At 37.2% G+C, this 17,453-nt stretch carries 20 protein-coding genes; 15 read left to right on the forward strand and 5 right to left on the reverse strand.

Annotated elements, in window-relative coordinates; all coding sequences use genetic code 11:
• Nucleotide 1 precedes the first annotated feature (1 nt).
• Nucleotides 2-577 (reverse strand): HD domain-containing protein, encoded by a 576-nt coding sequence (locus tag NF867_RS04800; RefSeq protein ID WP_252586463.1) that lies wholly within the window; start codon nt 575-577, stop codon nt 2-4.
• Nucleotides 578-708: 131 nt separating this feature from the next.
• On the opposite strand from NF867_RS04800, the gene NF867_RS04805 reads away from it, so the two are divergent.
• Nucleotides 709-1,695, forward strand: coding sequence for a DUF2157 domain-containing protein (locus NF867_RS04805; RefSeq protein ID WP_252586464.1), 987 nt, complete (start codon nt 709-711; stop codon nt 1,693-1,695).
• Nucleotides 1,679-2,866 (forward strand): hypothetical protein, encoded by a 1,188-nt coding sequence (locus tag NF867_RS04810; protein ID WP_252586465.1) that lies wholly within the window; start codon nt 1,679-1,681, stop codon nt 2,864-2,866. The genes NF867_RS04805 and NF867_RS04810 overlap by 17 nt, the downstream gene beginning before the upstream one ends.
• A 1,334-nt stretch (nt 2,867-4,200) precedes the next feature.
• On the opposite strand, the gene holA is transcribed toward NF867_RS04810, so the two are convergent.
• Nucleotides 4,201-5,226, reverse strand: coding sequence for a DNA polymerase III subunit delta (gene holA, locus NF867_RS04815; protein WP_252586466.1), 1,026 nt, complete (start codon nt 5,224-5,226; stop codon nt 4,201-4,203).
• Between the two features lie 127 nt (nt 5,227-5,353).
• Nucleotides 5,354-5,812, reverse strand: a complete 459-nt coding sequence (locus NF867_RS04820; protein WP_252586467.1) for a type I restriction enzyme HsdR N-terminal domain-containing protein — start codon at nt 5,810-5,812, stop codon at nt 5,354-5,356.
• Nucleotides 5,813-6,007: 195 nt separating this feature from the next.
• Here NF867_RS04820 and NF867_RS04825 point away from each other — a divergent pair, with 195 nt between their 5' ends.
• Both NF867_RS04825 and NF867_RS04830 read left to right on the forward strand, forming a co-directional pair.
• A complete protein-coding gene (locus NF867_RS04825) occupies nt 6,008-6,508 on the forward strand; it encodes an SRPBCC family protein (RefSeq protein WP_252586468.1) in 501 nt (166 codons plus the stop codon).
• Between the two features lie 4 nt (nt 6,509-6,512).
• Entirely contained in the window at nt 6,513-6,980 is a 468-nt protein-coding gene (locus NF867_RS04830) for an SRPBCC domain-containing protein (protein ID WP_252586469.1), read from the forward strand.
• A gap of 86 nt (nt 6,981-7,066) precedes the next feature.
• Here NF867_RS04830 and NF867_RS04835 read toward each other — a convergent pair whose 3' ends face one another.
• Both NF867_RS04835 and NF867_RS04840 read right to left on the reverse strand, forming a co-directional pair.
• The gene (locus NF867_RS04835; protein ID WP_341870031.1) at nt 7,067-7,984 is read right to left on the reverse strand and encodes an IS3 family transposase; all 918 of its coding nucleotides are present in this window, start codon (nt 7,982-7,984) and stop codon (nt 7,067-7,069) included.
• Nucleotides 7,903-8,412, reverse strand: a complete 510-nt coding sequence (locus tag NF867_RS04840; RefSeq protein WP_252586470.1) for a helix-turn-helix domain-containing protein — start codon at nt 8,410-8,412, stop codon at nt 7,903-7,905. Before NF867_RS04840 ends, NF867_RS04835 begins: the two co-directional genes overlap by 82 nt.
• 222 nt (nt 8,413-8,634) lie before the next feature.
• Between NF867_RS04840 and NF867_RS04845 the strand changes: the two genes are divergently transcribed.
• From NF867_RS04845 to NF867_RS04895, 11 genes are all read left to right on the forward strand, one after another.
• Complete coding sequence (locus NF867_RS04845; protein ID WP_252586471.1) at nt 8,635-8,991, forward strand: S-adenosylmethionine decarboxylase family protein; 357 nt, start codon at nt 8,635-8,637, stop codon at nt 8,989-8,991.
• A 3-nt stretch (nt 8,992-8,994) separates the two neighbouring features.
• The gene (locus tag NF867_RS04850) at nt 8,995-10,299 is read left to right on the forward strand and encodes a DUF4178 domain-containing protein (protein WP_252586472.1); all 1,305 of its coding nucleotides are present in this window, start codon (nt 8,995-8,997) and stop codon (nt 10,297-10,299) included.
• Nucleotides 10,300-10,302: 3 nt separating this feature from the next.
• Nucleotides 10,303-10,464, forward strand: coding sequence for a hypothetical protein (locus NF867_RS04855; protein ID WP_252586473.1), 162 nt, complete (start codon nt 10,303-10,305; stop codon nt 10,462-10,464).
• 17 nt (nt 10,465-10,481) lie between these two features.
• Nucleotides 10,482-10,706, forward strand: a complete 225-nt coding sequence (locus tag NF867_RS04860; RefSeq protein WP_252586474.1) for a DUF350 domain-containing protein — start codon at nt 10,482-10,484, stop codon at nt 10,704-10,706.
• Between the two features lie 33 nt (nt 10,707-10,739).
• The gene (locus tag NF867_RS04865; RefSeq protein ID WP_252586475.1) at nt 10,740-12,044 is read left to right on the forward strand and encodes a DUF4178 domain-containing protein; all 1,305 of its coding nucleotides are present in this window, start codon (nt 10,740-10,742) and stop codon (nt 12,042-12,044) included.
• An 11-nt stretch (nt 12,045-12,055) separates the two neighbouring features.
• Nucleotides 12,056-12,217 (forward strand): hypothetical protein, encoded by a 162-nt coding sequence (locus NF867_RS04870; RefSeq protein WP_252586476.1) that lies wholly within the window; start codon nt 12,056-12,058, stop codon nt 12,215-12,217.
• A 23-nt stretch (nt 12,218-12,240) separates the two neighbouring features.
• The gene (locus tag NF867_RS04875) at nt 12,241-12,465 is read left to right on the forward strand and encodes a DUF350 domain-containing protein (RefSeq protein WP_252586477.1); all 225 of its coding nucleotides are present in this window, start codon (nt 12,241-12,243) and stop codon (nt 12,463-12,465) included.
• Nucleotides 12,466-12,528: 63 nt separating this feature from the next.
• Entirely contained in the window at nt 12,529-14,040 is a 1,512-nt protein-coding gene (locus NF867_RS04880) for a polyamine aminopropyltransferase (RefSeq protein WP_252586478.1), read from the forward strand.
• Nucleotides 14,018-15,709, forward strand: coding sequence for a flavin monoamine oxidase family protein (locus tag NF867_RS04885; protein ID WP_252586479.1), 1,692 nt, complete (start codon nt 14,018-14,020; stop codon nt 15,707-15,709). Before NF867_RS04880 ends, NF867_RS04885 begins: the two co-directional genes overlap by 23 nt.
• Entirely contained in the window at nt 15,696-16,742 is a 1,047-nt protein-coding gene (locus tag NF867_RS04890) for a hypothetical protein (protein WP_252586480.1), read from the forward strand. The genes NF867_RS04885 and NF867_RS04890 overlap by 14 nt, the downstream gene beginning before the upstream one ends.
• A gap of 83 nt (nt 16,743-16,825) precedes the next feature.
• Complete coding sequence (locus tag NF867_RS04895) at nt 16,826-17,305, forward strand: hypothetical protein (RefSeq protein WP_252586481.1); 480 nt, start codon at nt 16,826-16,828, stop codon at nt 17,303-17,305.
• Nucleotides 17,306-17,453 lie beyond the last annotated feature (148 nt).

Raw genomic sequence — 17,453 nt, forward strand, 5'->3', positions numbered from 1 at the left:
GTTATTGTAATTGCTTTAAGTGATGTTGTTTTACAGGTTCTCTTAACTGTTGTGATGAGTGCGTATGATAATGATGACTCATCAGGAATTTCAACTGCAGGGCCTCCCATTCATCATCCGAGCCAACAATTGAATAATGTAGAAACTCAAGGCGTAGGGTATCTCCTATTTTATAAAAATCATCTCTACCTAAATAATCTAAATCGGCATCGCAAATAATTCGTTCTAGCAAGTTATGTGGGTCTTGAGGAATTTTGGTAGCCATTATAAGTTCAGTAATTCGCTCTTTATCTTCATCAGTAAAACTGTAACGATTGGCTTCACTTAAAAAAAGCATGCAGCTATGCGTTTCGTGATCGGCATAGGTTTCAAGAAAGCCTGAATCATGGTATAAAGCAGCAACTTTAAGCAGATGAAGCTGATGTGAATTGGTAACTCCTTCATCTTTAGCAATACGAATACTCTGTTCCAATACATCAAATGTATGCTCTTTGCAATGGTAGGTTAGATGTTTATCGAGATGGTCGAGTTTTCTCGAAACCTGAGCTTTCATCAGCTCAAAAATCTGTTCATACATAACTAGTTGAGAAGATTACCTACAATTTATTGAATTTTTATGATAAATAAACGGTTTTAGGTTTAATACTTTATTGGTTTTAATAAAGATTTTAATCACATTTAAGCAGGATTTTTTACCTGCCGCGATCCATGGATAAAACTATTTATGAAAAACTGTACCAAGAGGGTTTCTTAAGCAACGACTCTTACACCAAGATCAAGTCTAAAGAAAGCAACCCTTTATTTTCTGTTCATTGGGAACTAAAAACCCTATTATACTTAGGTGTAATGCTTTTAAGTACCGGTTTAGGGGTACTCATCTACAAGAATATAGATACCATAGGCCATCAGGTTATTCTTGCATTAATTGCTGCTATATCTTTTGGTTGTTTTGCTTATTGTTTAAAAAAGAAACATCCCTTTTCCTTCGACAAAGTTTCGTCACCCAACTCGTTCTTCGATTATATTTTATTACTCGGCTGCCTTTCATTTTTAACGTTTGTTGGTTATCTGCAGTTTCAATATGAAGTTTTTGGTACACGCTACGGAATGGCAACCTTTATCCCAATGCTGGTTTTATTCTTTGTCGCTTATTATTTTGATCATCTGGGTATTTTAAGTCTGGCAATTACCAACCTTGGACTTTGGATGGGTATTGCCGTAACCCCTACTCAAATTCTTGCGAACAATGATTTTAACAGTGATCAGATCATTTACTCAGGATTATTGCTGGGCATTATTTTACTTTTGGCAGCCTTTCTGTCGGAACGCTATAACATTAAAAAACACTTTAAATTTACTTATCAAAACTTTGGGCTCAACCTTACATTTATTGCCTTACTAGCTGGCTATTATTCATTCGGAAGCTCAACTTTACTTTGGATAGTTGCCCTTGCAGCCATAGCATTGTTTTATTACAAAGAAGCAATACGCGAGCATTCCTTTTATTTCCTGTTAGTCATTACTCTTTATGGTTACATTGCTATCAGTAGTGTTATTATTCGCGGACTGATTGCCCTTGCTGACGAAGGTGCCATTTATCTTGGATTGATGTATTTCATTGCTTCAGGCATTGGAGTTATTTTATTCCTTATCAATCTTAACAAAAAACTAAAGAAACATGATCATCTACAATAAAACCTGGCTTAATAATTTATATCTGCATCAGGATATAGACCATTTACATAAAGCAAAAGTCATCACTACCGAGGAGCTTAAAGCTATTAAAACCAGTCATCCGGTCGGATTTTATTCACCTAACCTGTTCATACGTATAGGTTTGTTTCTATTAACAGTTGTGATATCATTCTTTTCGGCCGGCTTATTTGGCCTGATGACCGGTTTTGGGGAAAGTTCTATAGCCTTTTTCATGGTTTTCTTTGGGATAGCAAATTATGTTGTTCTTGAAATTATGGTACATCAAAAACATCATTTTCGCTCGGGTGTTGATGACGCCCTGTTATGGCTTTCGGGAGGATTTATATTGGCAGGCCTGTTTATTTTCCTCGAAAAACTAATAGGATATAACTCTGATAGCATAGTATTTAGCATCATTTATTTGCTGGCCTTCATTATTGGAATGGGCTTGACAATTCGGTTTGCAGATTTTTTAATGGCTGGCGTGACCGTTCTTGCCCTATTAGCTTTTTGCTATTACAGTTGGTTAAGATTTCCATGGGGTTTAGCAACAGCTTCATTTTTCTTTATGCTAGTTGCTGCAGCCTTGTATATATTGGCCGCAAATTTCTTGAAAAAGGAAAAATTCATCCATTATACCAACTGTTTATTAATAGTTGAAATTATTGCGTTGGTTGTGTTTTATGCGGCCGGAAACTTCTTTGTGGTAAGCTCTCTTGCAATCGGTTCGAATTATGAAGTTTCTACTACTCAAGACCTGCATGTACCTTTTGGCTGGTTTTTCTGGACCTGGACTATCATCATACCATTCGCTTACCTGGTAGGAGGCTTACAAATGAAAAATACAGTTCTATTAAGAGTAGGACTATTACTGGTTGCTGCCACGGCATTTACCATCCGAAGTTTTTATGCGATAATGCCTATTGAATCAATACTTACACTTTCGGGATCTGCATTACTTTTAGGCTCCTATGCCATCATAAAATATCTTAAAACACCTAAATATGGCTTTACTTATGATGATTTAGATGAAGAACATTTATTGGTTAAGCTTAATGTGGAATCGCTTGTTATTGCAGAGACGTTTAAAGCTCAACCCATTCAACCTGATACCCATTCCGGTTTTGGTGGTGGTGATTTTGGTGGTGGAGGTGCCGGAGAAAAGTTTTAACTGAACTACAAAGGAAGAAGTACAAAGTACAATTTTGGATTTTAGATTTTAGCAGAAGGATGGAGGCCAGCAATGAAACTCGGTGTTACTCTGTGGTTAAATAAATTTTACAATGTGGATTTTAGATTTTAGAAACAAAAGCTCGTTGATCAGTTTCTTCGTACCTCTAAAATCGTAAATCTAACTTTATTGGGAATCAATAATAAATTAGCAGTCGGGATGATAGGTTGTTTGCTTTTCCGTACTTCTAAAATTGTACTTCTAACTTTCAATGCAATATCTTCCAAACCAACTCTTTCATAAAATCGCCTTCATCCGTACCCCTTTTTCTTTTAAGATCATATTCCCGTAAAAAACTGATGATCTGCATGGTTTTTCCCGCCGTGTTATTTCGCTCTCAACTTCATATTCGCCAACGAATCAAGCTTGACAACATTCTCAGAGAATGCATAAAGAATCCTTGCATCCATTAATACTTTAAAAAAAACAATAAATTTACCTATTGTTTAATATTAATTATTTATAGTTTATTTTATGAAAAAAAACTTATTGTGCGCTATTTTAATGCTATTTTTCACCTATGGATGCTCAACTAAATCTGACGAATTAACCCCTACTGATTAAAGTAATTCATCATGACTTCATTGGCGATCAAGTATCTACTTCTGAATATAAGTATGATAGCAAAAACAGAATCATAGAATATATATCAGGATCTAGAGATAAACGATATCTGTACACTTATGATGATAATGATAATCTTATAAAGACTGAAACTTTTGAAGGACTAACTGCAACAGAACCTTATTATTTAACCACCTATACCTATAACAATAATAAAATTGCAGCTAAGAACACTGGTGGTTATTGGGATACTGAATATAATACCTACTATACAGTAAACGAAAAAAAACAAATTACCAAAGTTGAATACACCAATAGTTACAGCACTTTTAGTTATGATGATAAAGGAAATCTTTCAGAGCTAAATGAATATGAAAACAACGAGTTGTATTCAACAATTAAGTATACTTATGATAGCAAAAAGAACCCTTTTTCCAAACTCGGATGCCCTAATTGCCATTTTCAAATTGAATTAAAGAAGCAATCGTTTGTTAATAATGTACTCAAAGAATCAGATTTTCAATTCCCATATTTAATTTTTAAATACATGATTAAATACAATAGTTCAGGTTATCCCAAAACAATCGATGATGGATTAGGATACGAGATGGAATTTGAGTACCAGAACACTAAATAGCCAAAAAACCGCGATGAAGATTTCATCGCGGTTTTTACTTTATAATTTACGTTTCCAAGTAGTTAATAAAGCATTAATGCAAGATCTTCCAAACCAGCTCTTTCATCAGATCGCCTTCATCCGTATTACCGGTACTGCCAACGCCTTTACTCTTTAAGTCATATTCCCTTAAAAAACTGATGATCTGCATGGTTTTTCCTTGCGGATAATTACGGGCGGCTAGTTCATAATCACCAACAAAATAGGGGTTAACTCCTAAAGCTGATGCTACGGCAGGTTTCGATTTATCTTTTAAACAATGATATACAAACAGCTTACTGAAATAGCCCGCTAATGTGGCCATGACCACTACCGCCGGATTATCCTTTTTGTTAGCCGCAAAATAATTGATAATTTGGTTTGCCTTCAGTACGTCACGCTTTCCCAAGGCATTTTGCAATTCGAAAACATTGTATTCCTTACTGATACCTATATTGGTTTCAATTTCCTTAACGCCAATTTCAGCACCTTTCGGAATATTGATCATCAGTTTCTCCAACTCATTGGAGATCTTTAACAGATCATTACCCAGGTACTCAGCTAATAATGCTGTAGCCTGTGGACTCATTTTAAATCCATGCTCTTGAACGTAATCAGCAATCCATGCCGGAACCTGATTATCATACAATTTCTTTGACTCGAATAAAACCCCGTGCTTTTCAATGTTCTTAAACACCTTTAAGCGACCGTCGATTTTGCCATGCTTATAACAAAAGACCAAAATAGTTGAACGCAAAGGATTATCCACATAAGCGGTAAACGGATCCTGATCCTTATCACCTTTATCCTTCCCAAACTTTATATTTTGAGCTTCCTTTACCATTACCACCTGATATTCCGACATCATTGGATAACGCTTGGCATTATTTAGAATGGTGGTCATATCAGTTTCCTTGCCATATAAAACCGTTTGATTAAAGCCTTTCTCAGCATCAGAAAGCACTTTTTCTTCGATGTAATTACTTATCAAGTCGATGTAATACTCTTCTTCTCCATGTAGAAAATAGATAGGACGATACTTTTTGGCTTTAAGTTCTTTAAGTATTTCGGCGGCGGTCATGGGGTAAAAATAGGAAAATTCAGTTAACAGTACTCAGTCGGTAGTCTACAGTATTAAGTAGTACCCAGTTAGCAGTATTCAGTCGGCAGTCGAAGCCGGCTACCGGCGGATGAATATTGGGAACTGCCTACTGCGGAATGTACACCGGCACTTCTGCTAAAAACTTGTAGCTCTTTAGTTCATGATCAACTTCGCAGCAATAATGCTCCAAACCATTGGTAAGGATAATGATTTTGGCTTTATGTGTGGTGTTATAGCGAGCTAGCTGATCGAAAGCTTTTTGGGTTAATTTAACCGAACTGGCTTTGCATTCAACCAGCAACTGCTTTTCGGCATTGGTATTAAAAAGTAAAATGTCAGATCGTTTGTTCAGTTCATGCACTTTTAAACCACCTTCAATATTAATCAATCCTTTGGGGTAATTCTTCTGATTAATCAGGTATTGAATAAAATGCTGGCGCACCCATTCTTCGGGCGTCAGCACAAGGTTTTTCCTACGGATCTCATCAAAAATGTAAAGCTTCCCTCCTTCTTCTTTCAATTGAAAAGGATATGGAGGAAGGTTTAACGGTGGCAATTGTTGCATGCGGCAAAGGTAAAATTATTCGAAAGTAATAGCTGATAATCATAGTATAACTTTTCGTAAATTGTTTATTCCTCTTTGTCTAAATCAGCCTATCAGAATGTCTATATCACGCCATATCACTCCTAAATTAAGACAGTAACTTTATGTTAAACAAATAGTTAAATAAAAAAGCATCAATAAAACATTAATAAAACTATGACAACAACAGATTTTACAACTGGCTTTACCGTAAACCAAACTCCGGAGGAAGTATTTAATGCCATCAACAACGTTCGGGGATGGTGGTCGGAGGATATTGAAGGAAATACCGACAAACTGAATGACGAATTCCTATATCATTACAAAGACATTCATTTTTGCAAAATAAAACTGATTGAACTTATACCCAATCAAAAAGTGGTTTGGTTAGTAACCGAAAACGATTTCAACTTTATTGAAGACAAAACCGAATGGGTTGGCAATAAAATGATTTTTGAAATTACCGAAAAGGACAACAAAACCGAGCTTCAATTTACACAGGAAGGTTTAGTACCTGCCAACGAATGCTATTCAATTTGCCATGATGCCTGGACGGGTTTTATCAAAAATAGTTTACATAACTTGATAACCACAGGTAAAGGTTCACCAAACCCCAAAGATGAAGAAGGAGGTGTAAATAGAGAATTGAGGGAAAAATATTTTGAAAATAATAACTAAAGTGATGAAAACACTTGATTATCATATGAACATGACCACCGATGCTTCGGCTCATGAAGCTTTTGAAAGTATTAACAACGTAACAAAATGGTGGACCGACAACCTTGAGGGTAATTCACAAAAGCTAAATGATGAATTTACAGTTAGGTTCTTTGACGACCTGCACGTTTCAACCCAAAAAGTAGTAGAAATGATTCCTGATAAAAAGGTAGTTTGGTTAGTAAGCAGTAGCCAGCTTAATTTTATTAACAACAAACAGGAATGGAACGGCACAAAAATCAGTTTTGAGATCAGCGAAAAAGGCGGTAAAACTCAAATAGATTTTACGCACCAGGGCTTGATTCCAGAGATTGAATGCTATAACGATTGCTCAAATGCCTGGGGGGAATATCTTCGGGATAGTTTATTAAGCCTGATAAATACCGGTAAAGGAAAGCCCACACCAAAAGATGCAAAACTTGAGATTGATTAGCCAATTAAAGTTTTACGATCGTTCAACAAATAAGCAAAAAGGACTGAGCCATAGACTGCACCCAAAAAGTTGGACAAAGTTAAAAATTAATAACAGTGATGAGCCCGGTATTTTATCGGGCTCATTCCTTTTAAATTGAGTTTGATTCTCTCGTTATTATAATAGTGAATGTATTCCTTTATATCTTTTTTAAGTTCGCTGATTTCGCTATATCTCTTCAGGTAGAATAGCTCAGATTTTATAATGCTGAAGAAGTTTTCGATAACCGCATTGTCAAGGCAATTGCCTTTTCTGGACATACTTTGTCTTATGCCTTGCTTTTTGAGCAACAGTTGGTATTCTCTCATTTGATACTGCCATCCCTGATCAGAGTGAAGAATAGGTTGGTTCTGCTTGCCAAGCTTGGCAAATGCTCTGCTCAGCATATCGGATACCTGTTTGAAATTGGGCGACTCGGATAGAGTATAGCTGATTATTTCGCCATTGAACAGTTCGATTATCGGTGAGAGGTATAGTTTTTTGTCCATAACCTTAAACTCGGTAATATCTGTCGCCCATTTTTGATCAGGCATTTCCGCCAAAAACTCCCGCTTGAGCAGGTTGGGCGCTATCTTGCCCATAGCACCCTTATACGAGCGGTATTTCTTTCTTCTTATCAATGATTTCAATCCTAGGGATCCCATTAACTTTAAGACTGTTTTATGGTTGATCTCATACCCCAGGTTATTCATCTCCAAGGTTATTCTTCTGTACCCGTACCTTCCTTTGTGACGATGGTATATCGCCTTTATCTGGTTTTCGGCAGCATCGTGCTTGTCTAAGATGGACCTAGTCTTCAAGTGGTAATAGTAACTGCTTCTGGCCATTTTTAAGATATCCAATAATAATTTTAATGGATATCTGTGCCTTAGTCCCTCAATGGCTAACGCTTTTTCTTTTGCGCTTCTTTCTGTTGGGCTAAGGCCTCGAGCTTTTTTAGCAGCTCGTTCTCCGCCCTTAGGTATAGATTCTCTTTTTCAAGTGCTTCAAGCCGGGTAAGTGGCTTCACTTTCTTTTGCGATGGTTTATCTTTCATAAGCTTGGGTCTTCCCCTCCGCTTTTCCAGGAGACTGTCCAGACCAGACTCTTCGTACTTCCTTACCCAGTTGAGTAGCGTGCTATCGCTGGGTATATTGTAGCGCAGGCAACATTCTCTCAAAGATAATTCTTTACTGAGATAGCTTTCAATGGCTTTAAGCTTAAAATCTCTTGAATAGGATACTTTTGGTTTGGGAAATAGACCATTTACTCCCAATAATTGGTAATGACTAATCCATTTTTTCAGAAGCGTTTTTGGCACTTCATATTCTTTGGATACTCTGGTAATCGAGTTCCCGCTCAAGTGTTCTCTAACAAGTTTGAGCCTAAATTCGGCCCCATGTTTTTTTCTCATAAAAATGCCCCCAATAAGTGTCTAACTTTTTGGGGGCAGTGCACCATTGTGCTCTGTCCTTTTTATGTTGTCTGCAGTCCATCTTAAGTTTCATTTTTGCGCTTTCTACACAAACAACAATATCTATTGCTTCTACATAAAATCATTTCACCGCTAACACATTAATTTTTCATTTAAACAAATATATTTGCCAAACAACTAAAACCTGTTAGCCTAATTTTAATGATAAGTTACAAACCCGGTCTGCACATTCTTGCCGAATTTACAACTACCGAAACCAAGCTCTTAACCAATAGCGAATCCTGCAAAGTTTTGTTTGATCAATTAATTGATGAGTTAGGACTGTCTAAAGTGGGCGAAGTTTACCACAACTTTGAAAACGGAGGATTTACGGCAGTCGTTTGTTTAACTGAATCGCATCTTTCTATACATACCTGGCCCGAATTCAATTTGGCAACGTTTGATGTTTTCCTTTCGAATTTTAAGCACGAGAATAACGACAAGGTGAAAAATATTTATGCCGAAACGCTTCGTTTTTTTAAGGCTGAAGAGAAAAACAAAACTGAAATAAGCCGATAGCCAATGGAAGGAAGCTTACTAAATCAAAAGTATTTGAACTGCTCGGGTTATATAAAATGCCCTGATTGCTCAACCGATATAAAGGTATTTGATTATACCAACAGTAACCACTTTGGTTGTGCTCATTGCAAGACCTTTTTCTCCAGAAATCATCAGATTAAAGGGTTTGTTAAACGAGATTTTGAAATAGCACCTTTATTGCAATTGGGGAGCAAAGCTACTTTTGATAACTGCGAGTATATATTAGCAGGCTTTATAATTAAGAGGGAAAATGGGAACCGATATACCTGGCGCGAATATTTGCTCATTAACGAAAAAAAGGGGTATGCATTTTTAGCGGAATATAATGGCCACTGGAATTTTATTGCAGGGAAAGAACATTTTGAAGATCTGGAACAAGTGAGTGATTTTGCAAATGAAGCCTATTTCAGAGATCTGACTTTCAAACTTTTCAATAAATATGAACCGGTTATATTGTATGCTACAGGTGAATTTGATTGGAATATTTTAGAAGATCGCATTACTGCTAAAGAATATATTTCTCCTCCTTTAATGCTGATTAAAGAAGATATTCGTAAAACAGAAGAATGGTATTTAGCCACTTACAAATCAGCCAGCGAAATTGCTGAAGCATTTAAGATAGACGCCAGCTTATTGCCACAAACCTTTGATGTTGGAGCAAATGAGCCTTCGAAATCAAGTGTTCATTTGAAAGGGTTAAAGATGCTTAGCTTTTGGACAGCTATTCTACTTCTAATAATCACTCTTGCCTATAGTCACTTCTCTCCTGAAAAAACTGTTTTCGATGAACAATACACGCTAAGTAAGGATTCAACTAACTGGGGTGGCGGAGGGTATAAGACCATAACCACTTCAAGTTTTAATATTACAGGGCCAACGGCACTTAACATTCAATTAAGGTCTTATCTTGATAATCATTGGATGGAGGTTCCGGTAATTCTTATTAACGATAAAACAGGGAAGTTTTATGAGTTCACTAAAGCCATCGAATATTACCATGGCTATGAAGGAGGTGAATCATGGTCGGAAGGAGGAAATGAAGAAAATGCAGTTTTAAGCAATATCCCTTCAGGAACCTACCATATGGCAATTGAACCTTCATCCGATTCAACAGGTGAGGCCACACTTAGTATTCTTGTTAGTCAAAATACTGAGCTATGGTCTAACTTCTTTATTTGTTTATTGATTATTGCAATAGCTCCTGTTATTCAATCGATTCGGAATTACCTATTTGAGACAAATCGCTGGGCAAACAGTGATTATTCACCTTACAATCATGAAGAATAAATTATGTTAGAAGATCTAAAGCCTGTCAAATACTATGCTTTCTTACTCATTGCCGGAATTTTGGGCTATTCCTGGTTTACAATGAATGGAATTAAAATTCTGGGAGATGACAACCAGAGTAAAGAAAACAAAAGCGGTTACACTCGAAGCTATTATCATAAATAATATTAAACACTTTTACTATGACATTATCAGAACTTATCAATTTTAAGTACGTAGTTGCCTTAGTTTTATATTCAGGTTTAGGAATTCTGATCCTTTTGATCTCATTCTGGGTGATCGAGAAACTTACTCCCGAAAACCTTTGGAAAGAGATCTTGGAAAAAAGAAACATGGCTCTAGCGCTGATGGCTTCGGCCTATATGATTGCGTTGGCCATCATCATTGCCTCAGCTATTCACGGATAAAAAAGGGAGCTGAATAGAAATTGAGCACTAAACATGGGAAGTTTATTACGTCACAATTATTTAGGAAGCAGCGGGACTGTTAATTGCCCTGAATGCAGTTCAACGATAAAAGTGCTGGATTATCAGAACAGTATCTGTTTTGGATGCCCAATATGCCATACTTTTTTCAAAACTGAAAGAACTTCTCAAAAGTTAAGGACATTTAAGCTCACCAACGATTCACCTGTACCGGCAATTCCAATTGGAACTAAAGGTGAAATTAACGGCTACACATTTGTGGTGGCAGCTTTTATGATTAAAAAGGAAAGTGGTAACGAATATCGGTGGAGAGAATATCTCTTGATCAATCAAGAAAAAGGCTACGCTTTTCTATCGGAATATGATGGACATTGGAATTTTATTGTTGGGAAAAACTTTTTAGTTGATCTAAAACCCAAAGGCAATATGTACCAGGCAAGGTATAACGGACTTCCTTTTAAGCTGTTCAACAAATATACCCCCCAGGTAATCTATGCTTCGGGTGAGTTTGATTGGAATATATTAGAAGAAAAAATTGCCTGTCGGGAGTTCATATCCCCTCCATTTATGCTTGTGCATGAAAAACAAGATAGCATTAGCGATTGGTATATGGCTACCTATAAGTCGAGCGATGAAATAGCTGAAGCATTTTCGTTAAAGAATAAATTATTACCTGCAAAGATTGGAATTGGAGCCAATGAGGTTTCCTCCATGGAAAAACAGCAGAATGGCGTAATAAAAATTACACTAATAGCCATTTTGTTTCTTTTCTTGTATCATGTATTCAGCGCCTATTCAAATGAATCTGCAGTAATTTTTGACCAACGTTTTACTCCCGAACGAGATTCTTCGAGTTGGGGGAGTACAAATTTTAAGACCATTACCACTAGTAGCTTTAAGGTAAATGGCCCTACAATGCTCGATGTTTATTTAAATTCAGAAGTTGATAACAATTGGCTGGAGGTTCCGGTAACACTTGTGGAAGAAAAAACCGGAAAATTTTATGAATTCACGAAAGCTATCGAATACTATCATGGATATGAAGATGGTGAATCATGGTCAGAAGGAAGCAAAAGCACTGATGCAACATTAAGTCGAATTCCAACAGGCACTTATCATTTAACCATAGAGCCTTCATCCGACATCTTGTTCCCTAACTCAATTAGAGTTACAGTAAATAAAAGTAATTCAATATGGTCCAACTTCTTTTTGGCCTCACTTTTATTAATTGCAATACCGGTTTTACAGTTTTTTAGAATTAATCATTTTGATAAAAAAAGATGGATGAATAGCGATTATTCACCTTATCGTATAGAATAAAGCGGAAGACAATGATTGAAGATCTTAAAAAGGCAAAATATTACCTTGTTGCATTAGCACTGGCTTTAGGTGGATACGTTTGGGTTAATCAACAGGGAATCCGCTTTTTAGGCGATGACAACGAAAGCAAAGAACAACGCTCAGGTTACACACGAAGCTATTATCATAAATAACAATAAACACTTTTATTATTACTATGGCATTCTCTGAACTTATCAATTTAAAATACATAGTTGCCTCGATTTTATATTCAGGCTTAGGAATTCTGATCCTTCTGATCTCATTTTGGATAATCGAGAAAATTACTCCCGAAAGCCTTTGGAAAGAGATCTTGGAAAAAAGAAACATGGCACTCGCACTCATGGCTTCGGCCTATATCATTGCGCTGGCCATTATCATTGCCTCAGCCATTCACGGATAGTTTTAGCGAGATAGATCATAATTATTTTATTGTCCATGATCTATAAACCATGAACCAAACAATATGCGACCAAACCGCTTTCATCTTTTATTATTATTTTCTGTTTTTGTGGTGGCCACCTGTGGCCTCATCTATGAACTAGTAGCCGGAACATTAGCAAGTTACTTGCTGGGAGATTCGGTCACCCAATTTTCAACCATTATTGGTGTTTACCTGTTCTCAATGGGTATTGGTTCGTGGTTTTCGAAATACTTTGACAAAAACCTGCTTTCATGGTTCATACAGATAGAAATATTGGTAGGACTGATTGGCGGTACAAGCTCAACACTCTTGTTCTTTTTATTTGAACAAACAGAGTCGTTCAGATTGGTGCTGTACATGATGGTAATGCTTACCGGCATTTTTGTAGGCTTAGAAATTCCTCTACTTATGCGCATTCTGGAAAACCGTTTTGAGTTTAAAGAACTGGTTTCTAAAGTATTTACCTTCGATTACATTGGTGCCTTACTTGCCTCGGTAATCTTCCCCTTATTACTTATCCCCCATTTGGGAATTATCCGCACTTCCTACTTTTTTGGCTTGCTCAATATTGGCGTTGCCTTAGTGGTACTCATACAGTTTAGCAAAGAGATCAATTGGTTTAAGCGACTGCAATTTCAAGCTTTTGTGAGCCTTTTACTTTTGTTAGCTGGATTTGTTTATGCCGATAGAATCATGAGTTTTACGGAATCAATGGCTTATCCCGATAAGATCATCTATGCTAAAACCACCCATTATCAGCGTATCATCATCACCAAAAATCAGCGGGAACTTCGCTTGTTCTTAAATGGAAACCTTCAGTTTAGTTCGGCTGACGAATATCGTTATCACGAAGCCCTCGTACATCCGGGATTAGCAGCCCTACCCTACGCCAAAAATGTGTTGGTTTTAGGAGGAGGTGATGGATTAGCAGTAAGGGAAATCTTAAAATATCCGAATATAAACCGAATTACCCTCGTTGATCTGGATAAGGAAATGACCTCCATGTTCACTCAAAACAGCATGCTGGCCAATTTGAACAAACATTCGTTTTCCAATCCAAAAGTAAAGGTGATCAATGCTGATGCCTTTACCTGGGCCAAAAGTCACACTGCTCAATTCGATTTTATCGTGGTTGATTTTCCTGACCCATCAAACTTTTCAATCGGAAAGTTATACAGCAACCGCTTTTATCAGGAGATTGAAAAACTTTTATCACCAGAAGGGATTGTGGTTATTCAATCAACCTCTCCATATGTTGCTCCTAAATCTTTTTGGTGCATCGATAAAACTCTTCAGTCGGTTGGGTTTAATACGGTTCCCTATCATGTGTATGTTCCATCCTTTGGCGAATGGGGTTATGTAATGGGCATGAAAAAACATGATTATCAACTTCCGGCAAATTTCCCTGCAGGACTTAAATACGTAAACCGCGAAAGCCTTAAGCAAATGATCTATTTCCCTGCCGACATGGCCAAGGTTCCAACTGAAGTGAATAAACTTAACAACCAGGTATTGGTACATTATTTTGAAGATGAGTGGGCAAAATACTTATAACCAATCGGCCAATTTATTAAGTCGTTTAAACCGAAAAGCATTTTTACTGAGGGCTGGAATTGGTTTAACTGCAGCTATTGCAGGTGGTTACCTCTTTAATCGAAAAAGATCGGCAAAAACCGCCCATATAAAAGGTTCCATTATAGGAGCCAATGCTAAAATTGGTCATTTACTCCGTGACAAACTATCTATTCCCGAGCCTTCTACAACTGAAGAAATTGAATATTTGATTATCGGTGGAGGAATTTCAGGCTTAGCCGCTGCCCGGGAACTGAAAAGACAAGGCATCAGTAGTTTTAAGCTTATAGAGCTGGATAATCATACCGGTGGGAATTCTTCAAAAGGTAAAAATGAGATTTCAGCTTATCCTTGGGGAGCTCATTACTTACCAATACCAGATCCTTCTGATTCATCAATCATTAGCTTTTTGACCGAAATTGGTTGTATTACTGGTTTCAGTCCGGAGGGATTACCAATTTATAATGAATACCATCTCTGTTTCGACCCGGAAGAACGTTTATACATCCGTGGTCAATGGCAGGAAGGACTGATACCTAATTTGGGACTTTCTTTGGAGGAACGTACAGAAATTGAGCGTTTCTTTAAGTTGATGGAATACTATAAAACTGCAAAAGGTATTGACGGAAAATATGCTTTTGCCATTCCGCTTAAGGACAGTTCCTCCGATCCAACTTTTATTAATCTTGACAAGATAAGCTTCATCACCTTTCTTGAAAAAGAAAAATTCAGATCCAAACACCTTCTTTGGTATTTAAATTATGCTTGCAAGGATGACTTTGGAAGTACATTGAACGAAACCTCGGCATGGGCGGGAATCCATTACTTTGCCAGCAGAAAAGGTAAAGCAGCCAATGCTAAAAATGGCGATTTGCTTACCTGGCCAGAAGGCAATGCATGGCTCGCTGAACAATTAAGATCCCAGGTTGCCGATCACATCAGTGTAAACTCTGTAGCCTTTAATGTTTCTGTGAATAATGATTCTGTTTTAACATCGGTATATAATACGGTAGATCATAAGAGCAAAATAATAAAGGCCAGAAAAGTATTGCTGGCAACACCTCAGTTTGTAAACCAACGTTTACTTCACGAAGTGAATAGTGACAGAAGTACATCTGTTTACGAGCAGTTTAGCTATGCGCCTTGGATGATCGCCAACATAACCATTCATCAGCTTCCGGTTTCAAAAGGCATTGGATTATGCTGGGACAATGTAATGTTCGAAAGTGATTCGGTAGGATATGTAAATGCCTGCCATCAGCATGTTAATCAGAATGAGAATAAAAAGATACTCACCTATTATTTGCCCTTAACCGGCAAAGAGCCGAAAATTCAGCGCCTGGTAGCCTTTACACGCAGTTATAATGATTGGGTAGATATTGTTTGCAAGGACCTGGAAAACTCACATCCAGGAATCACGGAATTTATTGAAACTGTGGATATATGGATTTGGGGACACGGTATGGTAAGGCCAAACCCAGGTTTTATTTGGGGTGAAGCAAAAAGAATGGCTTCGCAACCAATTAACGATAAAGTGTTTTTCGCACATACCGATTTAAGTGGAATCTCAATTTTTGAAGAAGCGTTTCATCAGGGTATCGCGGCGGCTAAAAGTATGACATCAACCGAAACTCACAATGGGAACAGTTAAAAGCGCCTGGATAAGCAATGCTAAAAGTGATTTGGCATTTATTATTGCACCACCGTTTCTTGCGTTATTGGCAGTTTTCCTTTTCCCGCAGCAGTTTAAAGAGTCGGCTGGAATACCGGTATTTTATTGGGTAATACTGATATTAATGATCGATGTAGCTCATGTTTATACCACCCTTTATCAAACCTATTTTAATCCTAGCCAATTAAACAAACACCGAACTTTATACCTTTCCATTCCTATTTTATGTTATATAGGAGGTGTATTATTACACACAATCGACGGCATGCTGTTTTGGAGTATACTCGCCTACCTGGCTGTTTATCATTTTATAAGGCAACAGTACGGATTTATGCGTTTGTATTCCAGGGCTGATGATCTTCCCAATTGGACAAAACAGGTTGATACAATAAGTATTTATTCGGCTACCATCTATCCATTGCTTTTTTGGCACTTATCAGCCAACCGAAACTTTAACTGGTTTGTTGATGGCGAGTTTCTGAGTTTTCAATCAGAAATACTGCTCAGCTGCATTTCGGTACTTTACGTTGCCGTGATTGTGTTTTATGCAGTTAAAGAACTGTATTACCTTATCCGTTTCAGGAGTTTCAACCTTCCCAAAAATCTGATCATTCTGGGTACGTATTTATCATGGTACTTCGGAATCGTGTACTTTAATGGGGATATGGCCTTTACCACATTAAATGTAATTTCTCATGGTATACCGTATATGGCATTAGTGTGGTTCATGCAACTGAAAAATAATTCCGCTGATAAAAGTTTGTTTTACAAACCACTTAAAAGCGCATACGGAATCTTACTTTTTACTGGATCTATTATCTTATTGGCTTATTTAGAAGAAGGATTATGGGATGGTTTTATTTGGCGCGATCACCCATCAGTATTTAACCTCTTTAAAAATTTACCCTCAATAACAAACAAAGAAACGCTGGCTTTGCTGGTACCTTTTTTATCCCTTCCCCAATCAACACATTACGTTTTGGATGGATTTATCTGGAAGAGAAACCACTAACCAAACATGTAAGTAATAATTAAAAATCTTCATCATTACTTCATTTTGTATTTACATATTAGTGGTAACAAAAAATAACAATTATGAAAAAGCTATTATTATTTACCGCAGCTTTATTAGTGGGTACATCGTTGAGCTTTGCCCAAACCGCACCTGCTACTGCAGCTAAAAAAGATGCTAAAGCAACAACTGCTACTGCTAAGAAAACTTCAACAGAAGCAAAAAACACAGCAAGCAAATCTGTAGCTGCGGAGACCAAAAAAGCCACCGAGACATCTAAAGCTACAGCCACTGCTTCAACTGCCACTGCTAAGAAAAATTCAACAGAAGCAAAAAAAACAGTAAGCAAGCCTGTTGCTGCGGAAACAAAAACAGTAAAAAAGGCTACCGAGACACCTAAAGCTACCGCTTCAGCTGCTGCACCGGTAAAAAAAGACGGAACTCCTGATATGCGTTATAAAGCCAATCAGGATGCTGCAAAAACAACAGGACCTAAAAAGAAAGATGGAACTCCTGATATGCGCTACAAAGCCAATCAAGCTGCTCCTGCAAAGAAAAACTAGCCTGTAAATACTTATTTGGTTAATTGTTGAAATAGCTGTCAATAAACTGACAGCTATTTCTTTTTAGTAAAAATTGCGCAACCGTTTGCGTTTGTAAACCGGGTAATCCGTTGATAAATAAGACCTATATTCGGCGAAATAATCAGAA

The sequence above is a fragment of the Solitalea agri genome (genome assembly GCF_023914155.1).
GTDB lineage: Bacteria > Bacteroidota > Bacteroidia > Sphingobacteriales > Sphingobacteriaceae > Solitalea > Solitalea agri.

Bases quoted from the DNA above. Each gene is read 5' to 3' on its own strand.
- NF867_RS04880 (WP_252586478.1), top strand. From the start codon at position 12,529: ATGCGACCAAACCGCTTTCATCTTTTATTATTATTTTCTGTTTTTGTG.
- NF867_RS04840 (WP_252586470.1), bottom strand. From the start codon at position 8,412: ATGAGAAAAAAACATGGGGCCGAATTTAGGCTCAAACTTGTTAGAGAA.
- NF867_RS04800 (WP_252586463.1), bottom strand. From the start codon at position 577: ATGTATGAACAGATTTTTGAGCTGATGAAAGCTCAGGTTTCGAGAAAA.
- NF867_RS04845 (WP_252586471.1), top strand. From the start codon at position 8,635: ATGATAAGTTACAAACCCGGTCTGCACATTCTTGCCGAATTTACAACT.
- NF867_RS04855 (WP_252586473.1), top strand. From the start codon at position 10,303: ATGTTAGAAGATCTAAAGCCTGTCAAATACTATGCTTTCTTACTCATT.
- NF867_RS04805 (WP_252586464.1), top strand. From the start codon at position 709: ATGGATAAAACTATTTATGAAAAACTGTACCAAGAGGGTTTCTTAAGC.
- NF867_RS04860 (WP_252586474.1), top strand. From the start codon at position 10,482: ATGACATTATCAGAACTTATCAATTTTAAGTACGTAGTTGCCTTAGTT.
- NF867_RS04885 (WP_252586479.1), top strand. From the start codon at position 14,018: ATGAGTGGGCAAAATACTTATAACCAATCGGCCAATTTATTAAGTCGT.
- NF867_RS04875 (WP_252586477.1), top strand. From the start codon at position 12,241: ATGGCATTCTCTGAACTTATCAATTTAAAATACATAGTTGCCTCGATT.
- holA (WP_252586466.1), bottom strand. From the start codon at position 5,226: ATGACCGCCGCCGAAATACTTAAAGAACTTAAAGCCAAAAAGTATCGT.
- NF867_RS04865 (WP_252586475.1), top strand. From the start codon at position 10,740: ATGGGAAGTTTATTACGTCACAATTATTTAGGAAGCAGCGGGACTGTT.
- NF867_RS04895 (WP_252586481.1), top strand. From the start codon at position 16,826: ATGAAAAAGCTATTATTATTTACCGCAGCTTTATTAGTGGGTACATCG.
- NF867_RS04810 (WP_252586465.1), top strand. From the start codon at position 1,679: ATGATCATCTACAATAAAACCTGGCTTAATAATTTATATCTGCATCAG.
- NF867_RS04825 (WP_252586468.1), top strand. From the start codon at position 6,008: ATGACAACAACAGATTTTACAACTGGCTTTACCGTAAACCAAACTCCG.
- NF867_RS04820 (WP_252586467.1), bottom strand. From the start codon at position 5,812: ATGCAACAATTGCCACCGTTAAACCTTCCTCCATATCCTTTTCAATTG.
- NF867_RS04850 (WP_252586472.1), top strand. From the start codon at position 8,995: ATGGAAGGAAGCTTACTAAATCAAAAGTATTTGAACTGCTCGGGTTAT.
- NF867_RS04870 (WP_252586476.1), top strand. From the start codon at position 12,056: ATGATTGAAGATCTTAAAAAGGCAAAATATTACCTTGTTGCATTAGCA.
- NF867_RS04890 (WP_252586480.1), top strand. From the start codon at position 15,696: ATGGGAACAGTTAAAAGCGCCTGGATAAGCAATGCTAAAAGTGATTTG.
- NF867_RS04830 (WP_252586469.1), top strand. From the start codon at position 6,513: ATGAAAACACTTGATTATCATATGAACATGACCACCGATGCTTCGGCT.